This is a genomic window from Cellulosimicrobium composti, from assembly GCF_010287905.1.
GTDB lineage: Bacteria > Actinomycetota > Actinomycetes > Actinomycetales > Cellulomonadaceae > Cellulosimicrobium > Cellulosimicrobium composti.
Window position 1 is genome coordinate 1 of sequence record NZ_JAAFAN010000091.1, and the last position, 11,397, is coordinate 11,397.

14 protein-coding genes and 1 pseudogene are annotated in these 11,397 nt (G+C 75.8%); 6 read left to right on the forward strand and 9 right to left on the reverse strand.

What is annotated here, in order from left to right; genetic code table 11:
- The first annotated feature begins 209 nt into the window (after positions 1-209).
- Together GYH36_RS17805 and GYH36_RS17810 are read left to right on the forward strand one after the other, a co-directional pair.
- Positions 210-1,115: a siderophore-interacting protein gene (locus GYH36_RS17805; protein ID WP_162290539.1), complete on the forward strand. Its 906-nt coding sequence runs from the start codon at positions 210-212 to the stop codon at positions 1,113-1,115.
- Between the two features lie 80 nt (positions 1,116-1,195).
- Positions 1,196-2,248, forward strand: a complete 1,053-nt coding sequence (locus GYH36_RS17810; protein ID WP_162290540.1) for an NAD-dependent epimerase/dehydratase family protein — start codon at positions 1,196-1,198, stop codon at positions 2,246-2,248.
- Positions 2,249-2,406: 158 nt separating this feature from the next.
- Here GYH36_RS17810 and GYH36_RS17815 read toward each other — a convergent pair whose 3' ends face one another.
- The 7 genes from GYH36_RS17815 to GYH36_RS17845 form a co-directional block, all read right to left on the reverse strand.
- On the reverse strand, positions 2,407-3,507 hold the full coding sequence (locus GYH36_RS17815; protein WP_162290541.1) for an LLM class flavin-dependent oxidoreductase: 1,101 nt from the start codon (positions 3,505-3,507) through the stop codon (positions 2,407-2,409).
- Between the two features lie 217 nt (positions 3,508-3,724).
- On the reverse strand, positions 3,725-4,024 hold the full coding sequence (locus tag GYH36_RS17820; RefSeq protein WP_024841358.1) for a hypothetical protein: 300 nt from the start codon (positions 4,022-4,024) through the stop codon (positions 3,725-3,727).
- Positions 4,025-4,214: 190 nt separating this feature from the next.
- Positions 4,215-4,715 (reverse strand): hypothetical protein, encoded by a 501-nt coding sequence (locus tag GYH36_RS17825; protein WP_024841357.1) that lies wholly within the window; start codon positions 4,713-4,715, stop codon positions 4,215-4,217.
- A gap of 123 nt (positions 4,716-4,838) precedes the next feature.
- Positions 4,839-5,711 (reverse strand): metal ABC transporter permease, encoded by an 873-nt coding sequence (locus GYH36_RS17830; RefSeq protein ID WP_115941414.1) that lies wholly within the window; start codon positions 5,709-5,711, stop codon positions 4,839-4,841.
- On the reverse strand, positions 5,708-6,472 hold the full coding sequence (locus GYH36_RS17835) for a metal ABC transporter ATP-binding protein (protein WP_115941413.1): 765 nt from the start codon (positions 6,470-6,472) through the stop codon (positions 5,708-5,710). The genes GYH36_RS17830 and GYH36_RS17835 overlap by 4 nt, the downstream gene beginning before the upstream one ends.
- Positions 6,469-7,437, reverse strand: coding sequence for a metal ABC transporter solute-binding protein, Zn/Mn family (locus GYH36_RS17840; RefSeq protein WP_024841354.1), 969 nt, complete (start codon positions 7,435-7,437; stop codon positions 6,469-6,471). The genes GYH36_RS17835 and GYH36_RS17840 overlap by 4 nt, the downstream gene beginning before the upstream one ends.
- A gap of 141 nt (positions 7,438-7,578) precedes the next feature.
- Positions 7,579-8,349: an IclR family transcriptional regulator gene (locus GYH36_RS17845; RefSeq protein ID WP_034604818.1), complete on the reverse strand. Its 771-nt coding sequence runs from the start codon at positions 8,347-8,349 to the stop codon at positions 7,579-7,581.
- On the opposite strand from GYH36_RS17845, the gene GYH36_RS17850 reads away from it, so the two are divergent.
- Both GYH36_RS17850 and GYH36_RS17855 read left to right on the forward strand, forming a co-directional pair.
- Complete coding sequence (locus GYH36_RS17850) at positions 8,348-8,908, forward strand: helix-turn-helix transcriptional regulator (RefSeq protein ID WP_051471793.1); 561 nt, start codon at positions 8,348-8,350, stop codon at positions 8,906-8,908. The genes GYH36_RS17845 and GYH36_RS17850 overlap by 2 nt on opposite strands.
- A 10-nt stretch (positions 8,909-8,918) precedes the next feature.
- Complete coding sequence (locus GYH36_RS17855; protein WP_024841351.1) at positions 8,919-9,329, forward strand: VOC family protein; 411 nt, start codon at positions 8,919-8,921, stop codon at positions 9,327-9,329.
- Positions 9,330-9,339: 10 nt separating this feature from the next.
- Here GYH36_RS17855 and GYH36_RS17860 read toward each other — a convergent pair whose 3' ends face one another.
- A complete protein-coding gene (locus tag GYH36_RS17860) occupies positions 9,340-10,260 on the reverse strand; it encodes a LysR family transcriptional regulator (protein ID WP_162290542.1) in 921 nt (306 codons plus the stop codon).
- Between the two features lie 132 nt (positions 10,261-10,392).
- Here GYH36_RS17860 and GYH36_RS17865 point away from each other — a divergent pair, with 132 nt between their 5' ends.
- Complete coding sequence (locus GYH36_RS17865) at positions 10,393-10,683, forward strand: hypothetical protein (RefSeq protein WP_115941410.1); 291 nt, start codon at positions 10,393-10,395, stop codon at positions 10,681-10,683.
- Positions 10,684-10,794: 111 nt separating this feature from the next.
- Positions 10,795-11,268 (forward strand): nitroreductase family deazaflavin-dependent oxidoreductase, encoded by a 474-nt coding sequence (locus GYH36_RS17870; RefSeq protein ID WP_024841348.1) that lies wholly within the window; start codon positions 10,795-10,797, stop codon positions 11,266-11,268.
- A gap of 12 nt (positions 11,269-11,280) precedes the next feature.
- On the opposite strand, the pseudogene GYH36_RS20490 reads toward GYH36_RS17870, so the two are convergent.
- Positions 11,281-11,397, reverse strand: a pseudogene (locus GYH36_RS20490) (DNA-binding protein WhiA); the annotation flags it as partial.

Here is an 11,397-nt window from a genome sequence, read left to right on the forward strand (position 1 = left end):
CGAGCAGCCGGGGCTGCACCGGCGCGCGACGGCGCTCGCGCTCACGCCGTTCGTCGGGTGGGACGCGCAGCGGCTCGGGGCCCCCCGGCGCCCCCCCCCCCCCCCCGCCCGCGCCCCCCCCCCCCCCGGGGGGTGCGGCCGCCCCCCCCCGTACCACCACCCCAACCCCGTTCTCGGCGCGGGCGGGCGGGTCGTGGTGCAATCTCCACGTGCCCGATCGACCCCGCACCCGTCTCGCCCCCGTCCCGCGCCGCGTCCGCGTCCACGCCGTCCGGCGCACGTCCGACGCGCTGCGACGCATCACGTTCCGCGACGCGGACCCCACGGCCGACGGCGCACCCCGCCCGGGCGACCACGGCACCAGCGGCGGGCACGGCCTCGCGACGCTCGCCGCGCCCGGCCCCGACGACCACGTGAAGGTCTTCCTGCCCGACCCGGCGACGGGCGTCCTGCACGCGCCCACGCTCACGGCCGACGGCGCGCTGCAGCGCCCGGCCGGCGTCGTCTCGATCTCGCGCGAGATGACCGTGCGCGCGACGCGCGTCGTCGACGGCGTGGCGGAGGTCGACGTGGACTGGGTCCTGCACGGCGACGACGTCCCCGGCGCCCCGCCCGGGGAGCCCGGCGGGCCGGCATCGGCCTGGGCGGCCCGCGCCGCGGCCGGCGACGAGGTCGTGCTCGCCGGGCCGTCGACGACACGTGGCGTGCCGGACGGCGTCGGGCGGCTCCTGCTCGTCGGGGACGAGACCGGGCTCCCGGCCCTCGCGCGGTGGGTCGACGCCGTCGGGCCGGACGTGCCCGTGACCGCGATCGTCGAGATCGGCGACGCCGTCGACGAGGCGTTCGTCGAGGCCGAGCTCGGGCGGGCGAGCGTCGAGATCCTCTACCGGACCGACGGGCCGGGCCAGCTCGCCGAGGCGGTCCGCGCGCTCGGCCACCTCGACGCCGACGAGCACGTGGTCGGCGCGGGCGAGGCGACCGACCTCGCGGCGGTGCGCCGCGACCTGCGCCGCTCCGGGGTGCGCCCGGACCGGCTCGACGTCCGCGGCTACTGGCGGCGCGGCGTCGTCAACCTCGACCCCGAGGCGCCCCTCGACCCGACCGACCCCGACTGACCGCCCGGCGACGAGCGGCCGCCCCTCTGCCCGCGGCGTAACGGGCTGCAAGCGGGCCCGCGAGGCGCCAAGGTAGGCGCATGACTCGGCTCCTGGTCCTCGGCGGCTCCGACTTCGTGGGGCGCGCCGTCGTCGACGACGCGCTCGGGCGCGGCTGGGACGTCACCGTCCTCAACCGGGGCCGCGCGCCCGTGCCCGACGGCGTCCGGCAGCTCGTGGGCGACCGCACCCGGCCGGACGGCCTCGACGCGCTGCAGGACGACGACGTCCCGCAGAAGTGGGACGTCGTCGTCGACACGTGGTCGTGGGCGCCTGCGGCGGTGCGCGACGCCGCGCGCGTGCTCGCGGGCCGGCTCCCCGGCGACGACCGGTACGTCTACGTGTCGTCGCGCTCGGTGTACCCGCTGCCCACCGCGCGCGGCGCCGACGAGTCCGCGGACCTGGTCGACGGCGACCCCGACGACACCACCCACGACGACTACGCGCGCGCCAAGCGCGGTGCCGAGATCGCCGCGACCGACGCGCTCGGGGACCGCGCGATCCTGCTGCGCGCCGGGCTGGTCCTGGGCCCGCGCGAGAACGTCGGCCGGCTGCCGTGGTGGCTGCGCCGGATCGCGCGCGGCGGGCCCGTGCTCGCGCCCGGGCCGGCCGACCTCCCGCTGCAGTACGTCGACGCACGCGACCTCGCCGCGTTCGCGCTCGACGCGGCGCTCGCGGGCGCGTCCGGGCCGATCGACGTCGTCAGCGCGCCGGGGCACACGACCATGGGCGAGCTGCTCGCCGCGTGCGTCGCCGCGACGGCAGCCGACGCGGCGGCCGCCGGGAACCCGCCCGCCGAGCTCGTGTGGGTCGAGCCCGAGGCCGTGCTCGCCGCGGGGATCGAGCCGTGGAGCCAGCTCCCGGTGTGGCTCCCGCCGGGCGACCTGCACGACGCGCTGCACGGCTCGGACACGGCACGTGCGCACGCGCTCGGGCTCCGCACGCGCGACGTCCGCGAGACCGTCGAGGACACGTGGGCGTGGCTCCGCGCGCTCGACGCCGCGGGAGAGACGACGCCGCAGCGCACGGACCGCCCCGCCGTCGGCGTCCCGCCCGACCTCGAGGCGGCGGCCCTCCGCGCGGCCGGGCGCTGACGACCCGGCCAGCGGACCCGACCCGGACCCGACCAGCGGACCCGACCAGCGGACCCGACCCGCCGAGCACGGGCTTCCTCGCCGTCGAGCACGGGGTTGGTGCCGTCATAGGCCGGATAACAACAGCAACCCCGTGTTCGGCCGGGCGGGCGGGGGGGTCAGCCCTCCGCGAGGAGCTCGCGCACGCGCGGGACGACCTGCGTGCCGTAGAGCTCGATGCTGCGCAGCATCGCCGCGTGCGGGAGCGTCCCGGCCGAGTACTTGAGGTCGAACCGGCCCGCGCCCAGGAGGCGGACGGTCCGGGCGATCTTGCGCGCGACCGTCTCGGGCGACCCCACGTAGAGCGACCCGTCGCGCACGTCGTGGGCGAACCGGCCGCGGTGGTAGGCCGGCCAGCCGCGCTCGCGGCCGATCCGGTTGTTCATCGCGGCGAAGTGCTCGTAGACCTCCTCCTGCGCCTGCTCGTCCGTCTCGGCGACGTGGCCGGGGGAGTGCACGCCGACGGGCAGCGCCGGGTTGCCGAACTCCTCGACGGCGCGGTGGTACAGGTCCACGTAGGGGCGGAACCGCTCGGGCTCGCCGCCGATGATCGCGAGCATGAGACCGAGGCCGTGCCGCGCGGTGCGCACGACCGACTCGGGCGAGCCGCCCACGCCGACCCACGTGCGCAGGCGCCCGCCCTCGGTCTTGGGCCACACCTCCTGGTCGGTCAGGCCCGGGCGCGTCGTGCCCGACCACGTGACCGGACCCTCGTCGAGGAGGCGGACGAAGAGGTCGAGCTTTTCCTCGAACAGCACCTCGTAGTCCGCCAGGTCGTAGCCGAACAGCGGGAACGACTCGATGAACGACCCGCGCCCGAGGATGACCTCCGCGCGCCCGCCGGACAGCGCGTCGAGCGTCGAGAAGCGCTCGAAGACGCGCACCGGGTCGTCGGAGCTGAGCACGGTCACCGCGGACCCGAGGCGGATGCGCGAGGTCCGCGTCGCGATGCCCGCGAGCACGACCTCGGGCGCGCTCACGGCGAAGTCGGCGCGGTGGTGCTCGCCGACGCCGAAGAAGTCGACCCCGACCTGGTCGGCGAGCTCGGCCTCCTCGACGACGTCGCGGATCGTGCGCGCGCCGCTGAGGAGCGTGCCGTCGGGTCCGGCGGTCACGTCGCCGAACGTGTCGAGGCCCAGCTCGACCGCGGCGGGGTCGGGGGCACCGGTCGGCGGCGTGCCGGACGGCGTCGGGTGCGGGGAAGTGGTGTCGTCGCTCATCGTCTGCTCCTGCGGTCGGGCGGCCGTCGGCGGGCCGGTGGTCCACCGGCGGCGCGGTCGTGCGCCGTCTCAACCGTGCCGGGACCGCGGATCTTCCGCGACCCGTCCGACGGCGTGCGGACCGCACGGCGTCGGGCGGCCAGGGCAGGCGGAACCGCCCGGGGACGGCGACGGCCGCCGCCCCGTGCGGGACGGCGGCCGCCGGGAGCGCGCGGGGTCAGTACGTGGTGACCTCGCCGTTCGCGACGAGCGCCGCGATCGCCACGATGTAGAGGATGAAGCCGATCGCGCCGAGCACCGTGAAGACGATGCTGAGGATGAGGCCCCACTTGGCGAGCTGGTTGTCGAAGCCCGCCTCCTTGCTCTTCTTGCGGGCGATCGCGCTGACGACGATGCCGGCGATCGCGAAGACGAACGCGAGGACGAAGCCGACGATGCCCAGGGTCTTGCCCGGGTCCTCGATCGGGGCGGCGTAGCCGGCGGGGGCCTGGGGAGCGGTGGGGTACTGCTGGGCCATGGGTCTCTTCTGCTTTCTGATGGGGCCGACGTGGTCGAGTCCGGCGCGGACGGGTCGGTCCGCGCGACTGCGGCCCTCATTGTGGGGCATGGCGTATGTGTCTGAACAGGGGGAGTTCTCCCCGTTGTCCGTGAAAAACGGACAAGCGGAATCATTCGGACTAACTGCCACACCCGGGTGCGGGGAAGGCTCAGGCCCCCGCGCGGCTCGTCTCGCCGCGCAGCGCGTCGATGTGCGCCTGGAGCCGCTCCAGCGTCACGGCGACGCCCTCGCCCGCGTCGTGCGCGAGCGCGGTCACGTGGCGCAGCTGCGCGGCCGCCGCGTCGAGGGCGACCTGGGCGTCGGCGAGGGCGACGGCGGCCCGGCCGTCCGCGGCCTCGTCGCCGTCGGTCGCGCGGTCGAGCGCGGAGCGCGCCTCGTCCGTCGCGGCCTCGACCGACTCGACGGCGTCGAGGACGTCGTTGCGGAGCACGGGGTGGAGGGCGGGGAGCTGGGCGTGCACGCGGTCGAGGTCGTCGCCGATCGACTCTGTCTGGACCTGCGCGTCCGCGATGAGCTGCTGGACCTCGGCGGCGGTCGCCGTGGAGCACATCGGGAGCATCATGGCCAGCGCGAGCAGGCTCGCCGCGGCGAACCGGGCGGACGGACGCGTGCGCTGCGGCGTCGTGGGTTCGCTCGTCCTCGCTGACATGCCGACCAGTCTCCCGGTCGAACCTGAGAAGCACCAGGGAATCGGGGGCGATTTCCTGGAGATTTCGCACACAGCGCACGGGGGCGACGCGTCCGGCACGCCGGGCGGGCCGCGCCGCGCGGGTCAGGCGCGGACGCGCCGACGCCGCCGGGCCGCTGCGAGCCGCGCGCCCACGAGGCCGTGCCGCGGGCTGAACAGGTACGCGAGCGCGAACACCACGCCGAGCGCGACCACGACCGTCCCGCCGGACGCGGTGTCCAGGTAGTAGCTGACGAAGATGCCCACGACCCCGCACACCGCCGCGACGAGCGGCGAGATCCACAGCATGCGGGAGAAGCGGTCCGTGAGCAGGTAGGCCGTCGCGCCGGGCGTGATGAGCAGCGCGACCACGAGCACGACGCCCACGGCCTGGAGCGCGACGACGACCGTGAGCGCGAGCAGTCCGAGCAGCAGCGCCCCGAGCCGGCGCGGTGAGAGGCCGATCGCGTGGGCGTGCGTCGGGTCGAACGCGTAGAGCGTGAGGTCGCGCCGCTTGAGCACGACGGCGGCGAGCGTCACGGCGCCGAGCACGAGCACCTGCAGGAGATCGGCGCGCGACACCCCGAGCAGGTTGCCGAACAGGATGTGGTTGAGGTCCGTCTGGCTCGGCGTCACGGAGATGAGCACGAGGCCCAGCGCGAACAGCGTCGTGAACACGACGCCGATCGCGGCGTCCTCCTTGACGCGCGACGTGTCGCGCACCGCGCCGATGAGCAGCACCGCGAGCAGCCCGAACACGAGCGCGCCGAGCGCGAACGGCGCCCCCACCACGTACGCGAGCGCGACGCCGGGCAGCACGGCGTGCGAGACGGCGTCGCCCATGAGCGACCACCCGACGAGCACGAGCCAGCACGACAGCACGCCGCACACGATCCCGGCGGTGACCGTGACGGCGAGCGCGGTGCGCAGGAACTCGAACGACAGCGGTTCGAGGAGTGCGGCGGCGAGGTCGCTCACGGGGCCACCTCCACGCCGAACGCGAGCGCGAGGTTCTCGGGCCGCAGCACCTCCGCGGGCGTCGAGTGCAGCAGGACGCGCCGCTGGAGCAGCACGGCCTCGTCGGCGAGCTCGGGCAGCGCGTGCAGGTCGTGCGTCGAGACGAGCACGGTCGCGCCGCCGGCCGCGAGCTCGCGCAGGAGCGCGGTGATCGTCGCCTCGGTGCGCTTGTCGACGCCCGCGAACGGCTCGTCGAGCAGGAGGAGCGTCGCCCCCTGCGCGAGCCCGCGCGCGACGAACGCGCGCTTGCGCTGCCCGCCCGAGAGCGCGCCGATCTGCCGGTCGGCGAGGTCGGCGAGATCCACGCGCTCCAGCGCGTGCTCGACCGCCTCCCGGTCGGCCGGCCGGGTGCGCCGCGTGAAGCCCTGGTAGCCGTACCGCCCCGTCATGACGACGTCGCGCACGCTGAGCGGGAACGCCCAGTCCACGTCCTCGCTCTGCGGCACGTAGCCCACCGCCTGGGCGCGGCGGGCGCGTGCGGGCGGTGCGCCGTCGAGCAGCACGGTGCCGCGGTCGGGGCGCACCATGCCCATGACGGCCTTGAACAGCGTCGACTTGCCCGAGCCGTTCATGCCCACGAGCCCGCACACCGTGCCCGGCCCGTGCGACGAGCCGAGCGCGAGCGTCGCGCCGTCGAGCGCGAGCACGTCGCCGTAGTGCACGGTGAGGTCGCGCACGTCGATCGCGGGCGTGCCCGACGCCGCCCGTCCGCCCGCGCTCACGCGTCGCCGCCCGCGCCGGTCAGTGCCGCGACGATCGTCTCCGCGTCGTGGCGCAGGAGGTCGAGGTACGTCGGGACGGGGCCGTCGGGCGCGGACAGCGAGTCGACGTAGAGCGTCCCGCCGAACGCGGCGCCCGACTCGAGCGCGACCTGGCGCATCGCCTTGTCGGAGACGGTGGACTCGCAGAACACGGCCGGCACGTCGTTCTCCTCGACGAACTCGATGGCGGCGACGACTGAGCGCGGTGTGGCCTGCTGCTCGGCGTTCACCGCCCACAGGTACTGCTCGGTCAGCCCCGCGTCGCGCGCGAGGTAGGGGAACGCGCCCTCGCACGTCACCAGCGCGCGATGGGTCGCGGGCAGCGCGTCGAGCGCGGCGGTCAGCTCGTCGTGCACCGCGGCGAGCTCGGCGGAGTACGCGGCGGCGTTGGCGGCGTAGTCGTCGGCGTGCGCCGGGTCGAGCTCCGCGAACGCGTCCGCCATGTTCCGGACGTAGTGCTGGGCCTGGACGGGCGACATCCACGCGTGCGGGTTGTCCTTGCCGCGGTACTCCTCGGCGGTGTCGTCGCCGAGGGGGATCGGGTCCACGCCCTCGCTCACGACGACGTGCGGCACGTCGAGGTCCGCGACGAAGCGCGCGAACCACGCCTCCAGTCCCATGCCGTTGTCGAGGACCAGGTCGGCCTCGGTCGCCCGGCGGACGTCGCCGGGCGTGGGCTCGTAGCCGTGGATCTCGGCGCCGACCTTGGTGATCGACTCGACGCGCAGGTGCTCGCCCGCCACGTTCTCGGCCATGTCCGCGAGCACGGTGAACGTCGTGAGCACGACGGGCCGTCCGTCGTCGGGCGGGGGCGTCCCGGCGTCCGTCCCGGCCGAGCACGCCCCGAGCGCGAGCGCGCCCGCGCACGCGGCGGCTGCCGCGCGCCGGAGGCAGGTTCCGGCTATCCGGGAAGCAAAGTTCGGCACACCGAAAAAAGTAGTCCGGTTCGTCGAGGGTCGCAATGCCCACTGTCCTCCTCGCCCCCGATCCCCGCATCCCACGAGCCGACCATGCGGTTGTGGCGCGTCGCGACGACCGGACGAGCCACGACCGCATGCTCGGCGGCGCTACTGCGGCCGACGTACGCCGAGCCGGCGGCTCACCTCTGCGGCGGCGTGCCCGACGGCGGCGGCGAGCTCGGCGCGCCGGGCCGGCGGGGCGTCGTCGGACCAGAAGGTGAGGGCGATGCCCGCGACGGGCAGGCCGGTGTGGTCGACGGCGGCCTGCGCGACCGACGCGAGGCCCGGCGTCACCTCGCCGTCCTCCTCGGCCCAGCCGCGCCGGCGCACGCCGCGCAGGACGTCGCGCAGCGCGCTCAGCGACTGCGGCCCGACGCCCGTGCGGTCGGCGAACGCGGCGGCGCTCGGGAAGAGCGCGCGGACCTGCGCGGCGGGCAGACCCGCGAGGACCGCACGCCCGCTCGCGGTGAGGTGCGCGGGGAGCCGGACGTCGACGTCGGTCACGAGCGTGGGGCGGCGCGGCGCGCGCTGCTCGACGAGGTAGAGCACCTCGCGACCGTTGAGGACGGCGAGGTGCGCGCTCTCGCCCGTCGTCTCGACGAGGCGCGCGACGACGGGCCGCGCGAGCCGGGCGAGCGGCGCCTGCCGCGCGTACGCGGACCCGAGGGCGAGCGAGGCCGTCCCGAGCCCGTACCGGTGCTCCTCCGGGAGGTGGGTCACGAACCCCTCGTCCACGAGCACGGACAGCAGGTGGTAGACGGTCGAGCGGGGGAGCCCGAGGCCCTGCGCGACGGCCGCCGCGGGCGAGGGGCCGGCCTGCGCGGCGAGGTACGCCAGGACCCGCACGGCCTGGCGCGCGGCGGGGACGTCGCTCGGCATGAGGACCACGGTAGGGCCGTGGCACGATCGAGGCGTGGCCACCCTCCCCGACGACCAGCGCCTGCGCGACCTCGCGCGGCTGCGGCGCGTCCGGGACCGGATCGACCGCGAGTACGCGCAGCCGCTCGACGTGGCGGCGCTCGCGGCCGGCGTGCACGTGTCCGCCGGCCACCTGAGCCGCGAGTTCCGCGCCGCGTACGGCGAGACGGTCTACGCGTACCTCATGACGCGGCGGATCGAGCGCGCGAAGGCGCTCCTGCGGCGCGGCGACCTGAGCGTCACGGACGTGTGCTTCGCGGTGGGGTTCTCGTCGCTCGGGACGTTCAGCACGCGCTTCACCGAGCTCGTGGGGACGCCCCCGAGCGTGTACCGGCGGCGGGCGGCCGAGGCCGCGGACGACGGCGTCGTGCCGGGCGGCGCGCGGGTCGCGCCCGGGACGGCGGCCACCACCCGCGCGGAGGCCCCCGCCGAGCGGCTGGACGGCATGCCGGCGTGCGTCGCGCGCCGCGTGACGCGACCGGTCAGGAATCGAGAAGCGCGGGCCTCGCGCCGGTCCTAGCGTCGAGGGCATGGAACTCACCATCAACTCCAGCTTCCTGCCCCAGACGGACCCCGACGCGTCGCTCGCGTTCTACCGCGACGTGCTCGGCTTCGAGATCCGCAACGACGTCGGCTACGAGGGGATGCGGTGGATCACCGTCGGCCCGGCCGACCAGCCGGACACGTCGATCGTGCTCCACCCGCCGGCCGCGACGCCGGGTCTGACCGACGACGACAAGCGCGCGCTCCTGGAGATCGTCGCCAAGGGTGCCTACTTCGGCGTCAACCTCGCGACGCCGGACGTCGACGAGACGTTCGCCCGGATCGAGGCCGCGGGCGCCGAGGTGGTGCAGGAGCCGGTCGACCAGCCGTACGGCGTGCGGGACTGCGCGTTCCGCGACCCCGCGGGCAACGAGATCCGCATCCAGCAGCGCGCCTGACGCGCGCGGCTCAGGGCCGGCCGGTCGACCCGGCCGGCTCGAGGTCGAGCGCGAGCGTGAGCGGCCCGAGCTCCGCGGCGATCTGCGAGAACTCCGCGACGAGCGGCGGGATCGGCCCGGTGCGGCGCACGAGGCCCCAGCGCAGGACCGGTGCCTCGTCGATCGGCACGTACGCGACGTCGGAGCGCTCGAGGTACCGGATGCCCTGCGCGCACGCGAACGCGACGCCGTCGCCGGACATGACGCGCCACAGCACCTCCTCGCGCGTCGGCGTCGCGCCGCCGCGGTCGGCGTCGCTGCGCGGCACGGGGCTCACGGCGTCCTCCCAGTAGTCGGGCACGGGCAGGCCCGACGGGAGCACGGTGTGCTCCGCGAGCTCGGCGACGGGCACGGACGACCGCGTCGCGAGCGGGTGCGTGCGGCCCACGGCGAGCACGATCGGCTCCGCGAACGTCACCGGCCCGACGGCGAGGTCCTTCTCCTCGACGGGCAGCCACAGGAGCGCGACGTCGACCTCGCCGTCGCGCAGGAGGCGGAACGGCTCGTCGAGCCGGACCTCGCGCATGCGCAGGTCGACGTCGGGGTTGCGCCGGCGGAACAGCGCGGTGACGGGCGCGATCTCCTGCCACATCGGCCCCATCACGCCGAACGTCAGGGTCTCGCGCGCGCCGCGTGCGGCGTTCGTCGCGGACTCGACGCCGTCGAGGATCCGGCGGTACCCGGCCTCGAGGTCCGCGCGCAGCTGCTCGCCGAGCGGCGTGAGGGTCACGCGGCGGCTCGTGCGCTCGAACAGGGGAGCGCCGATCCGGCGCTCCTGCTTCGCGATCGCCTGGCTCACGCGCGGCGCGGAGACGTGCAGGCGCTCCGCGGTGCGCCCGAAGTGCAGCTCCTCGGCGAGCGTCAGGAAGATCTCGATGTCGCGCAGCTCCACCCGACGATCGTCGCGGTCGTTAACCCCGGGCGCAACCACCGTTACGGGATCGGCCGTTGTTCACGCGGCTGCCCGGCACGAGCCTGGAAGTGCCCGGCGAGAGGCGCCGGGCAGGATCGGGAGGAGACGACCATGGCCGTCGTCAGGACGCACCGGTACACGGTGGAGACGGGCCGGCTGGCCCAGATGCTCGAGCAGCGCAGCACGCTGATCCAGGGGCTGCGCGCGGCGCACCCCGCGTTCTCCGCGGCGACGCTCGTCCGGCTCGAGGACGGGTCGTACCTCGACATCTGGCGCTGGGAGTCGGCCGACGCGATGCAGGTCGCGGCGCAGGCGGCGCGGGACGTCCCGCTCGTGGGCGCCACCCTCGGCCTCACGACCGAGCACGAGGCGCTCGACGGCGAGGTGCTCGACGAGCGGTGAGGGACGCCGTCGTCCCCGGCCACCCGGGCGAGGCACGACGGCGCGGACGGGCGGGTCGCGACGGGCGCGGCCGCGCAGGCACTTTCGGACCGACGCAGGAGGAGCACGACGATGAGCACCGGACGACGGACGACGGACGGCACGGCACGGGTCCCGGGCACACCAGGACGGTTCTCGCGCTGGATGCAACGCCGCTCGAACGAGCGGCTCGTGCGCAAGGTCCGCGGCGGCAAGGCCACGTTCCTGGGGATGGACGTCCTCGTGCTGCACACGGTCGGCCGCCGCAGCGGCGTGCCGCGCGAGACGCCGCTCATGTGGCTCCCGGACGACGGCGACGCCGTCCTCGTGGTCGCGTCCGGGGGCGGCAGCCGCAACCCGGACTGGCACGCCAACCTCACGGCGCACCCCGACGACGTCGCGGTCGAGCTGCCCGGCCGCGCACCCGTCCCCGTGACGGCCCGGGTGCTCGACGGCGCCGGCCGCGAGCGCGCGTGGCAGCGCGTCGCGACGGCGCAGCCGCGCATCGCGAGGTACCAGGCCAAGGCCGACCGGCAGTACCCGCTCGTGCGGCTCGCGCCGCGATGAGTTCCGCCCGCGCCGCCCGGGCGGGGGGCCCGGCCGGGCGGCGAGCACCGCCCCGCGCCAGGCGGCCTCGGCCTCCTCGACGCCGCCCGAGACGACCTGCGGCGGCAGCCCGCGGACGGGCCGGCCACG

Bases quoted from the DNA above. Each gene is read 5' to 3' on its own strand.
- GYH36_RS17810 (WP_162290540.1), top strand. From the start codon at position 1,196: ATGACTCGGCTCCTGGTCCTCGGCGGCTCCGACTTCGTGGGGCGCGCC.
- GYH36_RS17815 (WP_162290541.1), bottom strand. From the start codon at position 3,507: ATGAGCGACGACACCACTTCCCCGCACCCGACGCCGTCCGGCACGCCG.
- GYH36_RS17820 (WP_024841358.1), bottom strand. From the start codon at position 4,024: ATGGCCCAGCAGTACCCCACCGCTCCCCAGGCCCCCGCCGGCTACGCC.
- GYH36_RS17825 (WP_024841357.1), bottom strand. From the start codon at position 4,715: ATGTCAGCGAGGACGAGCGAACCCACGACGCCGCAGCGCACGCGTCCG.
- GYH36_RS17850 (WP_051471793.1), top strand. From the start codon at position 8,348: ATGAGGACCACGGTAGGGCCGTGGCACGATCGAGGCGTGGCCACCCTC.
- GYH36_RS17845 (WP_034604818.1), bottom strand. From the start codon at position 8,349: ATGCCGAGCGACGTCCCCGCCGCGCGCCAGGCCGTGCGGGTCCTGGCG.
- GYH36_RS17855 (WP_024841351.1), top strand. From the start codon at position 8,919: ATGGAACTCACCATCAACTCCAGCTTCCTGCCCCAGACGGACCCCGAC.
- GYH36_RS17865 (WP_115941410.1), top strand. From the start codon at position 10,393: ATGGCCGTCGTCAGGACGCACCGGTACACGGTGGAGACGGGCCGGCTG.
- GYH36_RS17870 (WP_024841348.1), top strand. From the start codon at position 10,795: ATGAGCACCGGACGACGGACGACGGACGGCACGGCACGGGTCCCGGGC.